The sequence below is a fragment of the Flavobacterium columnare genome (assembly GCF_014844295.1).
In the GTDB taxonomy this organism is placed as follows: domain Bacteria; phylum Bacteroidota; class Bacteroidia; order Flavobacteriales; family Flavobacteriaceae; genus Flavobacterium; species Flavobacterium columnare.
On the sequence record NZ_CP054494.1, the window covers coordinates 879958 to 902262 of the forward strand.

20 protein-coding genes are annotated in these 22305 nt (G+C 30.3%); 12 read left to right on the forward strand and 8 right to left on the reverse strand.

What is annotated here, in order from left to right; all coding sequences use genetic code 11:
• The first annotated feature begins 1 nt into the window (after position 1).
• Positions 2–1477, forward strand: coding sequence for a SusD/RagB family nutrient-binding outer membrane lipoprotein (locus HUE53_RS03955; RefSeq protein WP_014166292.1), 1476 nt, complete (start codon positions 2–4; stop codon positions 1475–1477).
• 65 nt (positions 1478–1542) lie between these two features.
• Positions 1543–2283 (forward strand): 23S rRNA (guanosine(2251)-2'-O)-methyltransferase RlmB, encoded by a 741-nt coding sequence (gene rlmB / locus HUE53_RS03960; RefSeq protein ID WP_014166293.1) that lies wholly within the window; start codon positions 1543–1545, stop codon positions 2281–2283.
• Between the two features lie 46 nt (positions 2284–2329).
• Here the strand turns inward: rlmB and HUE53_RS03965 are convergent, their stop codons facing one another.
• Positions 2330–3100: a rhomboid family intramembrane serine protease gene (locus HUE53_RS03965; protein WP_014166294.1), complete on the reverse strand. Its 771-nt coding sequence runs from the start codon at positions 3098–3100 to the stop codon at positions 2330–2332.
• Between the two features lie 159 nt (positions 3101–3259).
• On the opposite strand from HUE53_RS03965, the gene HUE53_RS03970 reads away from it, so the two are divergent.
• Positions 3260–4537 (forward strand): replication-associated recombination protein A, encoded by a 1278-nt coding sequence (locus HUE53_RS03970; protein ID WP_077225898.1) that lies wholly within the window; start codon positions 3260–3262, stop codon positions 4535–4537.
• An 81-nt stretch (positions 4538–4618) separates the two neighbouring features.
• Here the strand turns inward: HUE53_RS03970 and HUE53_RS03975 are convergent, their stop codons facing one another.
• Complete coding sequence (locus HUE53_RS03975) at positions 4619–5560, reverse strand: C1 family peptidase (protein ID WP_225556176.1); 942 nt, start codon at positions 5558–5560, stop codon at positions 4619–4621.
• A gap of 190 nt (positions 5561–5750) precedes the next feature.
• Between HUE53_RS03975 and HUE53_RS03980 the strand changes: the two genes are divergently transcribed.
• Positions 5751–6593: a hypothetical protein gene (locus HUE53_RS03980; protein WP_014166297.1), complete on the forward strand. Its 843-nt coding sequence runs from the start codon at positions 5751–5753 to the stop codon at positions 6591–6593.
• Positions 6594–6739: 146 nt separating this feature from the next.
• On the opposite strand, the gene HUE53_RS03985 is transcribed toward HUE53_RS03980, so the two are convergent.
• The 6 genes from HUE53_RS03985 to radC all read right to left on the reverse strand — a co-directional run bounded on the left by HUE53_RS03985 (position 6740) and on the right by radC (position 11251).
• The gene (locus HUE53_RS03985) at positions 6740–7450 is read right to left on the reverse strand and encodes a hypothetical protein (RefSeq protein ID WP_102135400.1); all 711 of its coding nucleotides are present in this window, start codon (positions 7448–7450) and stop codon (positions 6740–6742) included.
• 2 nt (positions 7451–7452) lie between these two features.
• Complete coding sequence (locus tag HUE53_RS03990) at positions 7453–8142, reverse strand: YjjG family noncanonical pyrimidine nucleotidase (protein ID WP_192188719.1); 690 nt, start codon at positions 8140–8142, stop codon at positions 7453–7455.
• Positions 8143–8290: 148 nt separating this feature from the next.
• Positions 8291–8758, reverse strand: coding sequence for a hypothetical protein (locus HUE53_RS03995; protein WP_014166300.1), 468 nt, complete (start codon positions 8756–8758; stop codon positions 8291–8293).
• A complete protein-coding gene (locus HUE53_RS04000; RefSeq protein WP_065213072.1) occupies positions 8751–9947 on the reverse strand; it encodes an ABC transporter permease in 1197 nt (398 codons plus the stop codon). Before HUE53_RS04000 ends, HUE53_RS03995 begins: the two co-directional genes overlap by 8 nt.
• Positions 9944–10573 carry an ABC transporter ATP-binding protein gene (locus HUE53_RS04005; protein ID WP_014166302.1) on the reverse strand — a complete coding sequence of 210 codons (630 nt, stop codon included), beginning with the start codon at positions 10571–10573 and terminating at the stop codon, positions 9944–9946. Before HUE53_RS04005 ends, HUE53_RS04000 begins: the two co-directional genes overlap by 4 nt.
• On the reverse strand, positions 10574–11251 hold the full coding sequence (gene radC / locus HUE53_RS04010; protein ID WP_014166303.1) for a RadC family protein: 678 nt from the start codon (positions 11249–11251) through the stop codon (positions 10574–10576).
• Positions 11252–11405: 154 nt separating this feature from the next.
• On the opposite strand from radC, the gene HUE53_RS04015 reads away from it, so the two are divergent.
• The 8 genes from HUE53_RS04015 (at position 11406) to HUE53_RS04050 (ending at position 22304) form a co-directional block, all read left to right on the forward strand.
• Positions 11406–13511, forward strand: a complete 2106-nt coding sequence (locus tag HUE53_RS04015; RefSeq protein ID WP_065213071.1) for a TonB-dependent siderophore receptor — start codon at positions 11406–11408, stop codon at positions 13509–13511.
• 60 nt (positions 13512–13571) lie between these two features.
• Entirely contained in the window at positions 13572–14693 is a 1122-nt protein-coding gene (locus HUE53_RS04020) for a PepSY-associated TM helix domain-containing protein (RefSeq protein WP_065213070.1), read from the forward strand.
• A 3-nt stretch (positions 14694–14696) separates the two neighbouring features.
• Positions 14697–15044 carry a DUF6686 family protein gene (locus HUE53_RS04025; RefSeq protein ID WP_065213069.1) on the forward strand — a complete coding sequence of 116 codons (348 nt, stop codon included), beginning with the start codon at positions 14697–14699 and terminating at the stop codon, positions 15042–15044.
• 95 nt (positions 15045–15139) lie between these two features.
• Positions 15140–15694 (forward strand): response regulator transcription factor, encoded by a 555-nt coding sequence (locus HUE53_RS04030; RefSeq protein ID WP_014166307.1) that lies wholly within the window; start codon positions 15140–15142, stop codon positions 15692–15694.
• Positions 15695–16041: 347 nt separating this feature from the next.
• Positions 16042–17460: a pyridoxal phosphate-dependent decarboxylase family protein gene (locus HUE53_RS04035; RefSeq protein ID WP_225556177.1), complete on the forward strand. Its 1419-nt coding sequence runs from the start codon at positions 16042–16044 to the stop codon at positions 17458–17460.
• A 6-nt stretch (positions 17461–17466) separates the two neighbouring features.
• Entirely contained in the window at positions 17467–18789 is a 1323-nt protein-coding gene (locus HUE53_RS04040; RefSeq protein WP_014166309.1) for a lysine N(6)-hydroxylase/L-ornithine N(5)-oxygenase family protein, read from the forward strand.
• Positions 18789–19868, forward strand: coding sequence for a heparan-alpha-glucosaminide N-acetyltransferase domain-containing protein (locus HUE53_RS04045; RefSeq protein WP_077225903.1), 1080 nt, complete (start codon positions 18789–18791; stop codon positions 19866–19868). Before HUE53_RS04040 ends, HUE53_RS04045 begins: the two co-directional genes overlap by 1 nt.
• Before the next feature lie 18 nt (positions 19869–19886).
• The gene (locus HUE53_RS04050) at positions 19887–22304 is read left to right on the forward strand and encodes a GNAT family N-acetyltransferase (protein WP_192188721.1); all 2418 of its coding nucleotides are present in this window, start codon (positions 19887–19889) and stop codon (positions 22302–22304) included.
• The last annotated feature ends 1 nt before the right edge of the window (position 22305 follow it).

Here is a 22305-nt window from a genome sequence, read left to right on the forward strand (position 1 = left end):
AATGAAAAAAACGATAATAAAATTAACAGCAATTTCATCATTATTAATAACAAGCTGTATAAGCGAAGATTTAAATTTTAATGATGATAGTAAAAAAGCTTATGATGTTTCCGCTGAATCATTATTAAGCAATTCTCAAAAAGGCATATCTGATCAGTTAGCATCTCCTAGCGTTAACGAAAATGTTTTTAGGTATTTTTCGCAATATTGGGCAGCTACATTATATACTGCAGAATCCAGATATAACCTAATAAACCGAAATATCCCTGGTTTTCACTGGAATAATTTATACAGAGATGTATTAGGAAATTTAAAATCCGCAGAAGAGGTCATTCAAAACGAAATAAAACCTGATAAAACACCAGCTACTGACTGGGCAAAGATACAAACAAATAAAAAAGCAATAATTGAAATTTTAAGAGTTTATACTTATCAAAATTTAGTTGATACTTTTGGAAACGTACCATATACTGAATCATTAAAAAACCAAGCTAACATCTTACCGAAATACGATGATGCAGCAACAATATACTCAGATTTGATAAACAGATTAAATAATGCAATTAACAATCTGGATTTACAATCTGAAAGCTTTAAAAGTGGTGATTTAGTATACAATGGAAATGTTGAAAAATGGTTTAAATTCGCAAATTCTTTAAAAGTAAAATTGGGTATAAACTTAAGCGATTTCAATCCAGCTTTATCTAAACAAACAGTAGAAACAGCAGTAGCTGGAGGTTTAATAATATCTAACAACGATAACGCCTTGTTTAAGTATTCACCATCTGCTCCTACGTATAATCCCATTTATGACAATTTAGTAGCCAGCAATAGAAATGATTTTGTCCCTGCAAAAACAATTGTTGACTACATGAATTCTCTTACGGATCCTAGAAGGAATGTATTTTTTACTAAATTGGAAAATAATTATGTAGGTGGTATTTATGGAGCTCAAAATGCTAATCCATACGCAACTTCCTATTCTCATATTGGTGACTTAATCAAAAAATCAGATGCTTTTGGAGTTCTTATTGACGCAGCTGAAATCAATTTCTTATTAGCTGAAGCAGCTGAAAGAGGTTATACAGTTGGAAATAATGCTGGATATTATTATAATAACGCTATTACAGCATCAATGACTTATTGGAATATTCCTCCTGCTGACATTAACACTTACTTGTCTCAACCTACAATTAACTACACAACTGCCACTGGTAGTTGGAAAGAAAAAATAGGTATGCAAGCTTGGATAGCTATGTATAATAGAGGTTTTGAATCTTGGACTTTCTACAGAAGATTAGATTATCCTATATTAAAAGCTCCTACAAGAGCAGTAGCAGCGGCAGACAAAAAAGTACCTGTTAGATATACGTACCCTATATCTGAATCAACAATAAATGGTTCTAATTACTCACAGGCAGCTGAGGCCATTGGTGGTGACAAATTATACACTAAAATTTTCTGGGATAAAAACTAAAAACCTTCAAAAATGAAATAAAAACCACCAAGAAATTCTTGGTGGTTTTTTTATATCTTTGCCTTATGGAAAAAGACAATCAAATTTTCGGAATCAGAGCCATCCTTGAGGCTATACATGCAAAAAAAGAAATAGATAAAGTTTTTGTTCAAAAAGATGCACAAGGAGACTTGATGCAAGAATTACTCAAAACTTTAAAGAAAAACAATATCAATTTTAGTTACGTCCCTATTGAAAAGTTAAATCGTTTAACGTCAAACAATCACCAAGGAGCTGTTGCTACCATTGCGCCTATTTCTTTTGTTAGCTTAGAAAATTTGGTAGAAAGAATAATGGAAAACAAAAAAACGCCCCTTTTCCTAATCTTAGACCAATTAAGCGATGCGCGTAATTTTGGTGCGATTATCCGTACTGCGGAATGTACAGGTGTAGATGGTATCATTGTACAAAAACAAGGTTCCGCACCTGTAAATGGCGACACAGTAAAAACATCGGCTGGTGCCGTGTTCAATATTCCTATTTGCAAAGTTGATCATATTAAAGATGCTGTCTTCTACCTTCAAGGTTCAGGTATCAAAACAGTAGCTGCTACTGAAAAAACAGACAATAATATTTACGATATTGACTTAAAAGAACCACTTGCTATTATTATGGGAAGCGAGGATAAGGGGGTAAACCCATCTGTTTTAAAAATTGTTGACGAAAAAGCTAAATTACCTATGTTTGGCACCATTTCTTCATTGAACGTTTCTGTGGCATGCGGCGCTTTCTTATATGAAACAGTAAGACAAAGATGGGAAATCTAAGATATATTCATTATCTAGAACCACCCTTTTTTAAGCTTATAATTAATTATAGATCATTGCCTGGTGTTTCATCGGGCTTTTTCATTTCATAAATAACAGGAAGATTTGAAACGAAATAAACCCACTTTTCTAATTCTATTTGACGCATTTTAGAGCTCGAAATAAATTTCCCCTCCTCATCAAAATGTTTCATAAAAGGATCTTTTTTAAAATCATAATTTGGTTCTTGCCAATCGTATAACAAAGGTTTTTGATATACTGGCGCATTATACAGCCAACTAAAAACCACCCCTACCACAAAACCCGATAAATGGGCTTCCCAAGAAATATGCTCTTCTGCACTTGGAAAAATATACCAAACCATCCCTCCATATAACAAAATTATCGTAAAAGACAAAGCTACTAATCTATAATATCCCGTTTGAAGTCCTTTAAAAAAAATAAAAGAAGCCAAAACATACACTAACCCACTTGCTCCTATGTGGTAATTTTCTCTACCTATCAACCAAGTTCCTAATCCTGATAAAAGCAACCCTATCCACAAAACCTGAAAAGAATGTTCCCTATAAAAATAACGCAAACAGGCTAGCAAAAACAGCAAAGGCAAAGAATTGTTGAACAAATGCCCTATATCGCCATGTAAAAAAGGACTAAACAAAACACCTCTTAACCCCGCCAAACTTCGGGGATAAATTCCATATTCGGTTAGATTTATTTTAAATTCCTTTTCTACCCAAAAAACAATCCAAAGACACAAAACAAAATACAAAGGTAATAATACCACCGATGGCGTAAATCTAAATTCATTTTCATTCATATCTCTAAATTCTATTATTACAAACCATACAATAATTCTTTATTAATCTGTCTTTTTAATATACTCCTATTACAGTCCATTTTATTTAAAATCTTTATCAAAAAAAGATCCAAAACTGTTTTAATGATTTTTTGTCAGAAATAGTTAATTTTACTTCCTATGAAAACACCACTAGCAGAAAGAATACGTCCTAAATCTTTAGAGGAATATATCAGCCAGTCCCACTTAGTAGGCGACCAAGGCTCCTTGACCCATCAAATTAAGAACGGAATCATCCCTTCTCTAATTTTATGGGGGCCTCCTGGCACAGGGAAAACCACTTTGGCACAAATTATTGCCACAAGCAGTAATCGCCCCTTTTACGAGTTAAGCGCCATTAATTCGGGGGTAAAAGAAGTGCGAGAAGTTATTGATAAGGCCAAACAAAGTGGTGGATTATTCACCGCTAAAAACCCTATTTTATTCATTGATGAGATTCATCGTTTTAGTAAATCGCAACAAGATTCTTTACTGGGGGCAGTCGAAAAAGGGTGGGTAACCCTTATAGGGGCAACAACCGAAAATCCAAGTTTTGAAGTAATCCCCGCTTTGCTGTCACGCTGTCAGGTGTATATCTTAAATCCTTTTACCAAAAACGATTTAGAAGCCCTACTCTATCGTGCTATAACTAATGATATCTTTTTAAAAGAAAAAAACATTGAGTTACTAGAAACTGAAGCCTTGTTACGTTTATCAGGTGGAGATGGAAGAAAACTGTTAAATACTTTTGAGCTTATCATTAATGCCACTAACGAATCTCTCATTACAATTACCAACGAAAAAGTGATGCAACTGGTTCAAAAAAATACTGTTTTGTATGACAAGACAGGAGAGCAACATTATGATATCGTCTCTGCTTTTATAAAATCTATAAGAGGGAGTGATCCTAATGGCGCTGTGTATTGGTTAGCAAGAATGATTGAAGGTGGTGAAGATGTAAAATTCATTGCAAGGCGTATGTTAATCTTAGCTAGTGAAGACATCGGAAATGCAAATCCTACCGCACTAATAATGGCCAATAACACTTTTCAAGCAGTTACTACAATAGGATATCCTGAAAGCCGAATTATATTAAGTCAATGTGCTATTTATTTAGCAACCTCAGCAAAAAGCAATGCTAGCTATATAGCTATAGGAAAAGCACAACAAATAGTAAAACAAACAGGAGACTTACCCGTTCCTTTACATTTGAGGAATGCTCCCACTAAGCTCATGAGAGAATTAGGATATGGAGAAGAATACAAATATTCCCACGATTACGCAAATAATTTTGCCGAACAAGAATATCTTCCTGAAACTATTTCGGCGACTAAATTTTACGAACCAGCCGATAATGCTCGAGAAAGAGAATTGAGACAATTCTTAAAAAACAGATGGAAAGAAAAATATGATTATTAAAAAACTGCTTTAGAATATAAACTATTTAATAGTTAAATCTAAAGCAGTAAACTACTCAATAATTTTTAATATATCACATTATTATTCTAATGATTGCAGTTTTTCTGTTTTAACTTCAGGAAACATAATGGCAGCCCATTTAAAAGCTCCTTGTTTTATTGCATCATAAGTTACATAAAAGTATCCTTGACGCCCCCATGATCTACCCCATGAATTCTGAACTTTAAACTGTTTAGTAACATCATTATATCCTACTATACATACACAGTGTCCCCCATTTCTTTTCCCATATACAGAATTCCAAACGTAATTATTTTTGGAAATTGCTTGAAAAGATTCATTATAATCAAAACAAGCTGGTACTGGATAATTTTTACTTAAGTAATATTTAATATCTTCTACACTAGTTGCTGATATATTCTTCCAAGAACTTATCTTTCGTTCTCTAGCATACTCTAATTGTTTAGCCGATGGCATTGTAAAACAACCTCCTTCAACATAAGGCATCTGATCTGCACCACACTCTCCTTTTTGTTTTAAAAGATTCATAGCGTCGTCAGGGTAAGATCCTTTAATGCAATCTGATATTTTAATCTGATTGTATACAAATGCCGCACTTCTAGATGCACTTCTCCAATTTCTATTATGAACAGGATTATTAATATATCTTGTCATACTATGCGCTGCATAACCTATTCCCCATCCAACACACGAGCCTTCTTTTCCTTGATTTCCTACTGGCATAGCTGGTAATTCAAAAGTAGCAGGCATTGCAACGGATCTCATCGTAGAAAGACTTACATCAGGACGATACATTCTTAAATTGCTTTCATATTCTTGGGGGGTTAACGGGTCTATTGATTTCAAATAAGATTCCGCAAATTCTGGCACCCCTAATTTCGATAATTCTTCACTTTTCTCATTTACATCTAATTTATCTGTTTGACAAGAGCCAAACAAAAAGATAGAAGCCAAGACATAAATCGACTTCCTGAAATTTTTAAAAAAATTTTTCTTGCTCATATTTAACATTTTATAGGTTAATAACAATGCAAATAAAAGAAGAACTATACGATTTAAAAAAACAGAAACTGAACATAAACTTACCATAAACTACCTACAAATCAAAAAATTACTCAACGTAAGACTATGTATACATAAATATATTATTTTTACAAAACAACCTTATAATCCAACCAAAAAAATTAAGAATATGAAAGAGATAGTAGAAATATTAATCTTTTCGATTTTAAAAGACCCAAAGATTACTAATAGCTTTTTAAACAATACTAAACACTGGAAAAGAGCCCATTACGTTTATCTTTCAGAAATTATTGAATTTGAATTAAAAAAAACCAACTTAATTAACGAAAAGAAAAAAATAGAAATTGGTACAACTATATCTGCTACAACTTTAAAAAGAGTTTTTGAAATTGACAAAAACAAGGTCTACACAGATGATATTCGGTTTATTAAAACCTTGGATAAATTAGCTATTTTTCTAGGATTTCAAAGTCTTGATGATTTTATCAAAAAAAAAACAAATCCTAACTTTATTAATTCTGACAAAAACAACAAGGATATAATAAAAAAAATAGAAATTGAAAACTCTATTTCAGAAAGTACGCTTTACAATATTATTAAAAATTATTGTTATATTGAGTTAGATTCTATAAAAAGAATACCTAATTTTGAAATGGAAGAATTTTATAATGTTTTGGATATTCAAAGTCCTATTTTAAAAAGAATTACACGAAATTTAAACGAGTTAGTAGAACAAGGATATATTTTTCACAAAGAAAACAATCATTCTAATTATGAAATTTTCAACTTTAGAACTATTACAATAGAAGAAAAAACAGCAATAATTTCAACCAATGAATACTGGAATTTAACTCTTACTAATCGCAACGGAACAAATACACAAATAGTAAATTTTGCGAATGAACAAGTCTATTTCATAAAAAAGATAAACGATAATTGGAAAATATGGGATAACTTCAATCCTTATAGTGACAAGATTATTGAAAACATAAAAGAACGTTCAAAATTATAATTTTAAGGAAGACTATTTTTAAAAAAAATAAACAATTGTTTGTTTGTTTTTAATCTAGTCAACTAAAAGGAGAAATATGAGACTGTTTCTCCTTATATCGAATCAACAAAGTATCGTTTGCTTTTACTTCTTAATAGAAATCTTTTTTAAAAACTAATATCTATTCTTTCGGTATTAACTCTTTCTTCTTCTATACATTCAAAAATCCAAGTATTATCCTTTTGAACGACTACTCCACTACGTTTTTTAAAAGAAGTCAAAAAAACGGAAGGAGTAGATGTTTTAAACAGTATTAAACTTTCACCTGTCAACTTATCAATTACTTTATAAAACAGCTCTGTTTTTACGGTCACTACTTTGGTTTCTGTAATGTCTTCCTTATTCATTTCCTTTAATTTTGCCTGAATGATTTCATCATCAAAATCCTTGCCTGAAAATTTATAGTTTGCTTTACCAAACGAATTTAAAGCATCAATAGTTGCTAAATTATACCCTATAGCTATGTCTTTTTCTCGATTTTCCCCTAAATCAGTTGTAAATAAAACATTTCCTTTACAATCTTTAAATTCAAATTTAATTCTAGTTGAAAAAATAGTATTTTGTTCAATTGCATTTACAAAAAGTTTATTGCAATTATAATCTAAAAAATCTTCTGGTAATTTTTCGTTAGACACGTATGCTTCAATTCCTTTTTGTTTTAGATACATTTTAACCGTTGTATTAATTCGGTATTGATTATCTTCATTTTGAAATGAAAATTTTGAGGGTATTAAAGCTATTTTATAATCATTTAACGACTGTCCTAAACTAGTTAACGAAAATAAACTCATTAACCCCATAATTAACCTTTTATTCATTTTTAAAATATATTTTTTAATTCAATTAAAGTATTGATTTGGTAGACTTTTTCTCCCACATATTGATAATTTGGATTAAAAAAAATAGCTTCAATACCAAATTTTAAAGCTCCCTCAACATCTGCTTGAATGCAATCTCCTATCATAATACTTTCTTCTTTTTTAGCGCCTGCTTTTTCTAATGCGTATTCATAAATTCCTTTATGTGGTTTTTTTACACCTACTAACTCTGAATTAGTAAGTGTATTAAAAAAACGATAAATACCTGAACTTCGCATTTTTTTTAATTGTACACCAGCAAATCCGTTTGTTATAATATGTAAATTATATTTTGGATAAAGATATTCAAGTACTTCAAGACATCCTTCTATTAAAAAATTACTATTGGATAAATGAGTCATGTAATCTTCAGAAATTGCGTGGATTAATTCATTTGAAACAAACACCCCTAACTGATCAAATGTTTCTTTTAATCTCCTATAACGTAATTCTTCATGTGTTATCATATCTATTTGATACAATTTCCAACATGCTTGATTAATTGGATTATAGATTTTAATAAAATCATAAACATCCAATTTTGGAAATAAGGGTTCTAAAATTAGTTCAAAGGTTTTTTTAGAATTTTCATCAAAATCCCAAAGTGTGTGATCTAAATCAAAAAAAATATGTTGTATATGGTTGTATTTCAAAATGGTTTTTTATTGCTTTTTGTAGATATTAAATCAATCATAATGAACAACAATGGTTCGTAATTTGATCATTCTAATGTATTGGTTATGATAAGACCTTTAATTATACTAATTTACTTAATTAGCTATCAAACAGTTAAAAAGAGGGTTACTCTCCTTTTAAGATAACTACATCTATTAAATTATACATCCAATTATCAACATCTGTCTCGTTAATTTTGAGTGTTCCTAATATAGTTACATATTGATCTGTACGAAGTTTTTTCTTTCCTTCTTTGAATTTTAAACCTGCAATGGTTTCAGGTCCTGCTTTTCCACAAAAGAAACAAGAAGCAAATACATTTTTACTGATAGCGTAATTTACATTATCAATGGGTACAATAAATCCTGATATAACAACCTTCTTATTGTTTCTCATCTTAATTTCTGGACTGATCACTGGATAATCAATCATTCCGTAATCCTTATGCTGTTTTTTAACAAATTTTATATACCCTAACTTCTTCCAAGTCAAAGTATCATTCGTTACCATTGTTTTTTGAAACGGTTTATTTGTCTTATTAAAACTTACTAGGCTCAAACTCGTCAAAGTAATAAATACAATCCATTTACGCATTTGCTAATGTTTTTGATAAATTCATTTTATAAGCTTTAAAAGCAGGAAGTACAGCTGAAATAACGCCTAATAACAAGGTTATTAACAACAAAAGACCTTCTTTTATCCAAATAATTTCAAAGGCATTAAATGTCATTTTAAAATCCTCTTCTGAAAGTTTAGAAATCATTTGTAAAGCAAATCTACCAATTATTGTTCCAAAACAAAAGCCTATTAGGCATAAAAACACACTTTCTAACAAAACTAACGCCATCAATTGTCTTCTGGTTGCCCCTTGCAAACGTAATAAAGCGAACTCATATTTACGTTCTTTCAAGCGATTGTAGAGCGTTATAAAGATACTGAGTCCTGAGATTATCATAATACCGTATCCTAAATAAGATAATGCTTTTATTCCAACACCAAATAAGGTAAATAATCTATTAATTTCAATTGCAGGAGAAACGACTTGCATTTTCGTATTAGATGAAATCATCCGTGGCCACATCATAATAGCCATTTTATTCCTAAATTTCAACAATACTGAAGTTATTTCTTTAGACTCGTAATGATCGTGTTCCTCGCCCAGATGATTTCTTTCCTTGTGTACATTCCAAACACTTTCTATACTACATAATATCAAATTATCAATTATTTTCCCTGTAGGTTGCAATAAGCCAATAACTTTAAAAGGTTTTGTTTCATGTTTTTCACCTTCTTTTGCATCGCCGTGTGTACTATAGAAAGTATTTCCTACTTTTAAATTCATTTTTTGAGCAACGGTAGAACCTATAACTACTTCAAAATCGGCTGAAAATTCTTTTCCTTCAATGAATTGGGCATCAAATTTTTTTAGATAATCTTCTGTAGTTCCCACAATCTTATAACCATTATAATTATCTCCAAAAGCCAATGGAATTGCTTTTTGTACAAAAGGATGACGCATCCAGACTTTTGCTGAATCATAATCAATATTACCTGTAGGAGCATCTATTTGATACACGGAGGACAAGACTAGCTGTAAAGGACTTCCTTGGGCTCCTAACACCAAATCTACATTGTCTGCATTAGATGAAAATTGTTCTTCAAATTGTTTTTCTAGTAGTACTAAAAGCGTCATAATTGCTACACTACTAGCTAAAAGTATACTACTCAAAAAAGTATTCAAGGGTTTAAACCAGATATTTCGCCATGCTAATTTTGCTATCATACCAATCGAATTTGATTTACAAAACGTTCTTTTAATCGAGCATCATGTGTAACCACTACCATGGCTGTTTTGTATTCTTTTGCTATATTTTCTAATAAATTGGCTACAATAATTGCATTTTCATCATCTAAACTCGAAGTAGGTTCATCTGCTAAAATTACTTTCGGTTCATTTATTAAAGCCCTTGCAATAGACACACGTTGCTGTTGTCCTACACTCAATTGATAAGGTTTTTTATAAAGATGTTCTTCTAACCCTAAGTCTTTTAAAATTTCTTTCGCTTTAAGACTTCCTGTTTCCCCTTTTCCTAAATAGGACGCTGTTAATACATTTTCTAATACATTTAACGATTCGATAAAATAATTTTGCTGTAAAACAACTCCTATATATTTCCCTCTAAAACGATCTCTTTGAGCTTCATTTAAGGATTGTAAAGCATGATTATTTATCAAAATTTCACCTGATTCAGGTAAGAGTAGTCCTCCTAGTAAATGCAATAACGTAGTCTTCCCTACTCCTGAATTCCCTGTAAGCAATAGTACTTGAGAAGGCAAACAGTTAAAATCAGGAAATCGAAAAGTTTTATAATCAGAATAGCTATACTGTAATTTTTTGATTTGTATCATTTATAACAGATTTTCATCGGCAAAGCTAAAGTACGCCTTTTCTGTTATTATTAGATGATCTAAAACCAAAATATCTAAATGTTTTCCTGCTTCTATTATCTTTTCAGTGAGTTTTATATCTGCACTACTAGGACTAAGTTTTCCCGACGGATGATTATGTAACAAGATGATACCTGTAGCAAAATATTCAAATGCTAATTTATAAACTAATCGAGTATCTACAAGAGTTCCTGTAATACCTCCTTTACTAATTTGTGTTTTATAAATTAGTTTATTGGAATTGTTTAAAAATAATACCCAAAATTCTTCATGAGGTAATTCTCCTACAATAGGCTGCATTAATGAATACACTTGGGCACTTGATGTGATTTTCAAAAATTCCCCCATACTTTCTTCCTTGCGTCTACGTCCTAATTCTAATGCAGCAGCTATAGACAGAGCCTTTGCTTGTCCCACTCCTTTAAACTCTATGAGTTGTTGAATAGAAAATTTTCCAAGTTGATTGAGATTATTGTTTGCAGAAGCTAAAATACGTTGACAAAGTTGCACAGCACTTTCATTACGAGACCCTGAACCAATAAGAATAGCGAGTAATTCAGAATCAGATAAAGCTATTTTTCCTTTAGTCAAGAACTTTTCACGTGGTCGATCATCTTTGGCCCACTGCTTAATTGGCATATACATATTTAATTGGCTTTTAACAAGTTACAAGTTAATATCTTTTTTTTAAAAAACCACACTTCAAATATTATTTTTATTTATTCTAAATAAATTTGTTTTTTGTTTTTTTTATAAATTACTTTGCAATTATTCTTAATAAATCTAAATAAATATGAATAAGTATATTTTAATTATTCTATTAGCAACTATGTCAGTACATCTACATAGTCAAAAAAAGAGAATCAACAAAGATTCTATCAACAGTTTAAAAGAAATTTCTATATCTGGGACTGCAAACAAATTTGCTTCTAATAAAGTTTCCAGCAGTTTAAGATTGAAAACAGAAATTGCAAAAATCCCTCAAAATATTCAAATCGTAACAAATGAGCTGCTAAAAAGTCAAAACATCACCACGATGATGGAAAATGTAACTCGTAATATAAGTGGAGCTCAAATGAATGAACATTTTGGTAATTACGCTAATATCAACATGAGAGGTTTTAAACTCCCTTCTTTTAGAAATGGTATGAACATAGATATTGGATATGGTCCATTAGCAACGGATCTTTCAATGGTTGAAAATATTGAATTTGTAAAAGGACCATCTGGTTTTATGACTTCAGCAGGAGCTCCAAGTGGTATTTATAATGTGGTAACTAAAAAACCAACTAAAAAATCAATTAATGAAATAGGTTTTTCAGGGGGAAGTTTTAATTTTTACAGAGGAACTTTAGATTCTGGTGGTGCATTAACTGAAAATAGTAAATTACAATATCGCTTTAATGCCATGTATCAATTTTCAGAAACCAACAGACCATTTGAAAACAATTCGAGATATAGTATTGTTCCTTCTTTTAAATATGAATTTAATGATAATACGTCAATAACAACTGAATTTACTTACCAAAAGGCCAAACAGATGTTGAGCGCATCATACGTATTTGCTCCTGTAGAAAAAGGATTAGGAAGTTTAGATAGAGATATTTCTCATATAGATAAAAATTATCCTAGCTCTGATATAGAAGAAGTTAACCTATTTATAGACTTTAATCATAATTTTAATAATAAATGGTCTATCAACTCCCAATATATGATTATGCAATATAAACAACTGGGCTACACCAATTGGGTATATGAAATACATCCTCTTGGATATACTCATAGAATGCTTAATAATTTTGACACAAAATCATTAAATGAACTAGCTCAAATATATGTTAATGGGGAAATAAAATTTTTAGGCATGACGCATAAATTATTAACTGGTATTGACTATAAAAAACTTAGTAGTAAGTATGATTGGTCTCATACAGCTACTTATGATGTAATTCCTTTCAATCTTTTCGACCCTACTTATGACAAAGCAGTCTATCCTATATTTAACAGGGAATCGGGATTAACAAATATTGGTAGTGGAACTGAATATGCTTCTATTTATGCTCAAGATGAAATATGGCTTTTAAAGGATAGATTTAGAGTAACTCTTGCGGGACGTTATTTTAATGGGAAAACCAACGATGATTATAAAAACAAAGTCACCATAAAAAATATAACCCCAAGAGTAGGTGTGAGTTTCGATATTACCAAAAACTTTACCTTATACTCTCAATATGACAACTCAATTATGCCCAACTATGGCACAAATAAAGAAGGCAAATCTTTTGATCCAGAATATGCTAGTAATATTGAAACAGGATTAAAAAAATCTTTTTTAAGAGACAAATTAAAAACAACATTATCTGTTTATCAAATCACAAAAAAAAATGTATTAGTAGCTGATCCTAAAGACATTATTAATAGATTACAAGTAGGAAAAGTACAATCAGAAGGAGTAGAATTTGATATACAAGGTCAGTTGTCTCCCGAATTAAATATTGTTTTAAACTACGCCTTTACGGAAGTAAAAACAATTGAAGACATAAATCCATTAAATATTGGTAAAAAAATTGAAGGTCATTCTAAACATACTACAAATGGTTGGATTAACTACAATTTTAAAGAAGACACTTTCTTAAAAGGTTTTGGAACCATGCTAGGATATCAATATTTGGTAGATCGTTCTACCTCTAATTGGGGAGCCGATAACAAAACTATATTACCTGATTATTTACGATTAGACGCAGGTATTAATTGGAGATATAAAGGATTAAACATAGCATTAAATGTAAATAACTTATTAAACAAATACCTTTATTCTGGAGGGATAGCAGGAACCGTTGCTTATTGGCAAAGTGAGCCGGGTAGAAACTGGAGAGCTATGCTAACCTATAAATTTTAAAAAATTAAAAAGCATTAAGAAACTCTCAAATCAAAGTTTCTTAATGCTCTATTAAATAAAATGGAAATAAAAAGTATTAAACAAAAAACACGAAAAATACATCTTTGGCTTGGGTTAACCTCAGGTGTTATTGTTTTCATTGTAGCAATTACAGGTGCTTTGTATACTTTTAAAGAGGAAATTCAAAGTTGGAATCAGGAGCATCCAAAGATTGAAATACAAAACAAACCTTTATTAATTCCTAGTATTTTAAAAAATATAGCATCCAAAACAATTCCCAATAAAGAACTACATGCTATAAAATATAATGGAAATGATAATGCTGTTGAAGTCATCTTCTATAAAAATGCTCCTAATTATCATATTATCCTATATTTAAATCCTTATAATGGTAAAATCATTAAAGTAAGTGATCTAAACACAGGCTTTTTCCATTTTGTATTTGAAGGTCACATGTATTTATGGTTACCTCATGCTATTGGACAAATTATAGTTGCAACGGGCACATTATTTTTTCTATTTCTAGTCATTACAGGACTTATACTTTGGTACCCTAAAAGAAATAAAGAAATTAAGAAAAGGATATGGTTCCAATGGAAAGAAGGAATAAAGTGGAAGAGAAAAAATTTTGATTTACACAATATAATAGGACTTTATACCTCCTTATTTGCCTTAATTTTTATTATTACAGGATTGGTTTGGGGATTTCCTTGGTTTGGATATTTATATTACAAAGCGGTAGGTGGAGAAAAATCAATGGTTTATCAAGAACCCATATCTTCACGTAAAAACAATAAATTTAAGGATAATTCTTTTCCTATAGACAAAGCTTGGTTTATTATGAAATCAGAATATCCGAAAGCTAAATCAATTGAAATTCATCCTCCAACAAATGATAGCACTTCTATAGCTTGTAATTCAAATCCAGAAAATCATACTCTTTGGAAAACAGATTATCGCTATTTTGATCCATATACTTTAGAAGAAAAAAAGGTTGATCATTTGTGGGGATCATTTAAAGATGCTGATAATTCAGACAAACTCCTACGTATGAATTATGATATACACACGGGTGCTATTGCTGGATTAACAGGAAAAATTTTTGCTTTTTTAATAAGTCTTCTAATAGCATCATTACCTATAACAGGTTTTTTAATTTGGTGGGGGCGTAAAAACAAATAACTTATGTGTTGCAATTTTTCAATCATTAATCAAACGAATAATGGTATGCTTATTTTTTTAAAGGGCTGCCAGAAATATCAACTAACTTTTAATAATTTAAACTTTAGTATGTCTACAGACGAATTAGATGCTTTTTATCTGTATCTCAAAAGAATGAATCCTGCCTATTGGGAAAAAGAATACGAACATTCAGTATATGAAAAGAAGATTCCTATTCCTACTCTTCAAGATAACTTTATCATTATGATAAATAGAATAGAATTATTTGAACTTCAAGTTTTGACAAAACCAAATAAAACTGAGATTTTTAAATTAGTTGAAAATCAAATTTTATCCATAAACTGGAATTAAACATTTATTAAACAAACTACAAACTTACTTAATGCTTGAAAACAACAGCCATACTAGACTCTCCAACCTTGTTCAGAAAGGCTTTTAGTTCCTTTATGCTCAAGTTGTTAATCAAATCTAAGAACTATGAACTAGACACTTTTTATCAATTAGAAAACGTAATTCAAAAAACAGTAATAGATTACCTTTTTTTTGATCCTACTAATTTTAATGAGGATTTACTAAATCAAATACTTGATCTAAAAAAAGAAAAAAAAATAATAAAACTCATTATCATAACTTCTAATGAAACTTATCTTAGAAATCATTTGACACTAAAATCAAATATCTTAAATGTTGTTGATTCCATTATTAGTAAAGATTGTTCCGAATCTCAAATTATAGAATTATTTCACTACATAGATAAAAACGAATACTTCTTCCCTACTAAAAGTATTCATAAACAGGTTGACTTTAATTTAACCAAACAAGAACGCTGTATTTTAAAAATGCTTATAGAAGGTAAAAGTAATGAACAAATTTCTAATAAGCTTTGTATCAGCATTCATACTTTTCGTACACATAGAAAAAATATTATGAAAAAAGTAGGTGTTAATACCTCTACTGATTTAATCCTGTATAGCTTAAAAAACAATATTATAAATAATTAATTAATCGTTTTTTTTTACGAAAGCCTTCTTACTGTGAGCAAGAAGGCTTTCGTCTTTTAAAAAATAGGAGAATCTTTTTTGAAAATTAAAATGTAAAGTAAAAATACCTAATATGAGGTAATTAAATACCATAATAGTATTAAAAAAAAACTACTATATACGGTATTGATTAATCCAATTTGTCACTATTACTTTGTTTAATAATTTTTATTTAATCTAAATAAATCATGAGCGAATTGGTTTCAACTATCAAAACTAAACCTAAAAAAGGTTACAAAAAGCTATTAGACAACAATATATACATATTTTCTAACGAAAGAGAGAACTTAACTCTCTACAAGAAAAGTATGAAAAAAGCGATAAAGCAAATCATTAAGAATAATGAAAAAAGAACAACGCCCTATACTGGCAAGAGTATATCTTCTTTACAAGATTTGATTAACAAAATAGATTTATATGACAACGATAATGGTTTGCCTCTAAAAAAGGTTCTAAATGAAATCCAAAAAATATATCTTGATGACTGTATTCTTTTTCATCATCCCAAATATGTTGCCCATTTAAACTGCCCTATTCTTACTCCCACTCTTGTAGCGGAAGCTTTTATTTCTTCTTTAAACTCTTCTATGGACACTTGGGATCAAAGTACAGGAGGAACTTACATAGAATTAAAATTAATTGAATGGACTCTTCAGTTATTAAATTATCCTAAAAATGGTGAGGGCATTTTTACAAGTGGGGGTACACAATCTAACTTAATGGGACTTTTATTAGCAAGGGATCACTATATTAAAACAAGATACAACATAAACCCTGTTATGGAAGGTCTACCAGCAGAAGCATCTAAATTTAAAGTCCTTTGTTCTGAAGTTAGCCATTTTAGTTTAAAGAAAAACCTTAGTTTATTAGGATTAGGACAAAATGCTATTGTACAAGTTCCTGTTGATAAAAATTTTAAAATGAATATCAAGGAACTTAAAAATAAAATGACTCAATTAAAAACAAATGGTGACATTCCTATAGCTATCGTAGGAACAGCTGGCACTACTGATTTTGGCTCTATAGATCCATTGGAAGAAATAGCTGCTATAGCAAAAGAAAGCAATATCTGGTTTCATGTTGATGCCGCTTATGGAGGAGGTCTACTGATTAGCGACATACACAAAAACAAATTAAAAGGAATAGAACTTTCAGATTCTGCTACAATAGATTACCACAAAACTTTTTATCAACCTGTAAGTTCAAGCGGTTTTTTTATGCGTGACAAATCATTTGTTGATTATATCAAATACCATGCAGACTATCTAAATTCTAAAGAGCAAGAGGATGAAGGCATTCCTAATATGGTAAAAAAATCTATTCAAACAACCAGACGTTTTGACGCTCTTAAATTATGGTTTACTCTTCGCTGCATAGGCGTAAAAGGCTTAAGTTCTTATTTAGAAACCTCTATAGAAAACGCTCTTTATACGGCCAGCTTATTAAAAAATAGAAATGATTTTGAAATCATTCATCAGCCAGAAATTAGCGCAATCGTTTTTAGATACACTCCTTTTGAAGACCAATACAATTCGTACTGCAATTTGAATTCCTATATAAGAAAAGCCCTTTTTAACGAAGGAAAGGCTATCATAACAAGTACAAAGGTCAACGAAAAAGTATTCTTAAAATTCACCCTTTTAAATCCTTTAACAACCACAAATGACATTGATGAAATAATTGATTTAATCATCTATCACGGTCAACAATATTCAATTAAAAATTAAAACTTTATGAAAAATCAAACATACGACTTCATTGCAATTGGCGTAGGTCCTTTTAACCTTGGATTAGCTTGCTTAACAAACCCTATTAAAGAATTAAATGGTTTGTTTTTTGATAAAAATGAAACATTTGATTGGCATCCAGGGATGTTATTACAAGACACTACTTTACAAATCCCTTTTCTAGCTGACTTGGTTACATTAGCTGATCCTACAAGCCCATTTAGTTTTTTAAACTATATCAAAGAAAAAGGAAAAATATACTCTTTTTACATTCGTGAAAATTTCTTGCTACTACGCAATGAATACAACCAATATTGCCAATGGGCTATAAACAAACTTCCAAATGTTTATTTTGGCAAAGAGGTTACTACAATAGATTATAATGAACAAGAAAAAATTTATCTAGTTACCGTACAAGATACAAAAAGTAAAAAAGAAAACATTTTTGCTTGTAAAAAACTTGTTTTGGGTACAGGAACAACCCCTTATATTCCCAAATCATGCAGACCTCTTAAAAATAAAGCTATACATTCTTCTGAATATTTGACTAATAAAGAAAAACTTCAATCGAAAAAATCTATAACTGTTTTAGGAAGTGGTCAAAGCGCAGCAGAAGTTTTTAATGATCTATTACAAGAAATAGATATTCACGGCTATCAACTTAACTGGATTACACGTTCTCCTCGTTTTTTCCCAATGGATTACAGCAAATTAACTCTTGAAATGACCTCTCCTGAGTATGTTGACTATTTTTATAATTTACCCGAAGCCAAACGAGATCATTTAATTCATAATCAAAAAGAGTTATACAAAGGAATCAACAAAGATTTAATAGGTAGCATTTTTGATACTATATATTATAAAAAAGTCCTTCATCCTATTGATGTCAATTTAAGAACAAATGCTGCTTGCATTAATTCAACATACAATGAAATTACTCAAAAATTTGAGTTAGAATTACACCATGTTGAACAAGATGAAAACTTTGATCATACCACTGAAGCTTTAGTATTAGCCACTGGATATTCAAGCACTGTTCCTTCTTTTATCCATGACATTAACCACAGAATTAGCTGGGATAATAAAGGCCGTTATGCAGCTAATCGCAATTATAGCATAGATATAGAAGGTGGAGAAATTTTTGTTCAAAATGCGGAATTGCATACACACGGTTTTGTTACTCCTGATTTAGGAATGGCATGTTATAGAAATTCTTACATCATTAAAGAAATGATTGGCAAAGAAATTTACCCTGTTGAAAAACAAATTGCTTTTCAACAATTTGGTATCACTGAAGCAGAAAAACAAAAATCTAACCTAAAAGCATAATGGTATTGACAAACAATAGAATTGCTGCAATAGATTTCACAAGAGGTATAAGTGTCTTTTTTTTAGTTATTGTACATACAATGCTCATATACGGAACACTCGAAACTCAAACAAAAACAACGATAGGTCAAATTATTATTTGGCTAGGACGTGGAGGTGCTATGTATCTTATTGCAATGGGAATATCATTCACATTTTCCAGAAGACAATCCTTTTATGCTGTCATAAAAAGAGGCTTATATATATTATTCATAGGCTATTCTTTAAATTTTGTAAAATTTATAATCCCCGAATTTCTATTCGGTGGATTACCTCATCGTTTTTTAAATGCTTATCATTTAAAAACACAAACGCTTGAAACAACATTATTTTTCTTAGGACTCGGAGACATCTTACAATTAGCAGGAATAAGCTTGCTACTAATAGCTTGTATTAATCAAATAACAAATAATAAGTGGATATACTTCCTTTTAGGATTATTGATAATAGTAGTATCCAAAGAACTAAGTGGATTTAAAATAAATATTCTAGGGATTCAATATATATGCGACTTATTTTTCAGTAATCAGTACAATGTATACTTTCCCGTATTTCCTTGGAGTGCATTTATCTTTTTAGGTGTCTTTTTAGGCAAACAATTAAAAGAAATTCATAATAACACTCAAATCTTCTTTAAAAACTTAGCATTACAGAGTTTGGGGTTGATTATACTAGGCCTTTTACTTGTATTTTCTAATTATAAATATCATTTTGGAGATTATTATCATCTAGGTCCTGGCGGAAGTATTATTTTACTAGGAACCATGATGCTCTCTTTTTGGATATCAAATCAGTTAATTAAACTTTTCAATCCTAATTCAAAATTCTTTCGTTCTATAATTTATTTAAGTAAAAATACTACTAGTATTTATTTCATTCAATGGACTTTAATCAATTGGGGAATGTATGTTTTTGGGTTTTGGAGTTTTGATCAATGGAATGTTTTAGTATTAATCGTACTTTTTACCGTACTAACCCTACTAACGAATATTCTATACAGAAAATTACAGTCCCTAAGAATTATTCAACTTAAAAAATAATCAATTAAGTACTTAAAAATGAAAAAAAACATAACCGATATAGCATCAGAAACTGTGTTTTCTACCTTAATACAAGGATTAGGAACAATAGATTTTGTACCTCTTAATATTCAAACTCATATTCCTATTATTCATGATTGGGTAAATAGAGAATATGCTCAGTATTGGGGTATGATAGGCAAAAGTATAGACGAAATTAAAAATGAGTATGAAAAAATAACTCAACATTCAGACGTATTTTTAGGAAAAATAAATGGAGAAATTTCCTTTCTTTTAGAAAAATACAATCCAAAAAACGATCCCATTTCTGATTATTATAAAGTAAAAGATCACGACTGTGGTATACACGTAATTGTAGCCCCCACCAATACCCCTATTCACAGATTTACTTGGAATATTTTTACATCAATAATGAAATTCATTTTTTCTGATCTTACTATTGAAAGAGTGGTAGTAGAACCCGATATTCGAAATGAAAAAATGTTTAAAATTTGTCATAGAATTGGTTTTAAAGATGATAAAATAATCGAATTACCTCATAAAACAGCTCGTTTATCATTTTGTACAAGGAGACAATTCATAAAAAAAATGGATTCAGAGAATACAATTACACTAAATATATCACAATTATTTGGTCAGATTGAAAGTCCTGAAACAGCTACAAATCATATAATAGAAGACACTTGGTTACTCGCTAATAAACTATTAGTAAAAAAGGCTATTAGTGAATTTTCTCATGAAAGCATCTTCACACCTACTCTTTTTTCTTCAGAAAACGGAGAAAACATCTATCAAATAATTAGTGATAATAGTGAAATTTCATATTGTTTTAAAGCTCAAAAATTAGCCCTTAATCACTGGTTAATTGATGAAAACTCTATCATTAAAAATCATGATTCTGAAGAAAAAATAGATGCTGTTTTATTTTTCAATGAATATAAAAACACCATAGGAATTTCAGACGAATTATTTCCTTCCTATATAGAAGAAATAATCAGCACCTTACAAGGTAGTATGTTTAAATTAAATAAAGATAGTTTAAACGCTCATCAATTAGTATACGCTGATTTTCAAACCATAGAACAATCTATGAACGAAGGCCATCCAGGATTCGTTGCTAATAACGGAAGAATCGGTTTTAATAGTACCGATTATCAAGCGTACACACCTGAAACAGGTAATCATTTTCAACTAGTATGGTTAGCAGGTAAAAAAGACCGAACAGTGTATGCTGGCACACAAGAACTGGATTATGAAACTCTAATTCGTCAGGAATTGGGTGATGAAACAATTGATATATTCAATATCATGATCAAAGAACGGGGTAAAAACCCATCGGATTATTACTTTATGCCAACCCATCCTTGGCAATGGTTTAACAAGCTTGCAACTATTTTTTCTCCTGAAATAGCACAAGGTAATCTTATTTGTTTAGGTTATGGAACTGATTATCATCAAGCGCAACAATCTATCCGAACACTTTTTAATGTAAGCCATCCACAAAAATTATATACAAAAACTTCTTTATCTATTTTAAATATGGGATTCATGAGAGGACTTCCTGTTTATTATTTAGGGAGTGCTCCTGAAATGGCAAAATGGTTAGAAGATTTACTAAAAAATGACCGTTATTTACAACAAGTTCGATTTGGTATGCTTGGTGAAGTAGCTTCAATTAGTTACATCAATCCGTATTTTGAAAGCTATGGAAAACATAATCCGTACAACAAAATGATTGCTTCCTTGTGGCGAGAAAGCCCTGTAAAGTACCTTCAAAAAGGCGAACAATTAATGACAATGGCAGCCTTGTTACATACAGATAAACACGGTAATGCCTTTTTAACAGAAGTAATAAAAGCGTCAAAACTAACTACCGATCAATGGTTAAAAACGTATTTTTCAATTTATCTTACCCCGATTCTTCATTGCTTTTATCAATATGATTTAGTGTTTATGCCACACGGAGAAAACTTAATTTTAGGATTCAAAGACCATGTTCCTGTCCGTTCATTTATGAAAGACATTACAGAAGAAGCAGTCATTTTAAATCCAGAAATTCAACTTCCTACAAACCTAGAAAGAATGTATGCTGAAGTCCCTGAAGATGTAAAATTACTTTCAATATTTATAGACGTTTTTGATGGTTTCTTTCGCTTTATGTCTGGAATTTTAGTATCTAAAATAGGATACGATGAAAATCACTTTTGGGAATTAGTAGCTGAAAGCATTCAAGAATACCAACAAACGCAACCTCATTTAGAAACTAAATTTGAAAAATACGATCTATTTACTACTTACTTTGAGTTGTCTTGTTTAAACAGACTACAACTTAATAACAATAAGACTATGATAGATCTAGACGATCCTGTTGCCTTATTACAATTTCAAGGTAAAATTTCTAACCCTATTGCTCCGTACAAAAAAGTAATAGCTTAAA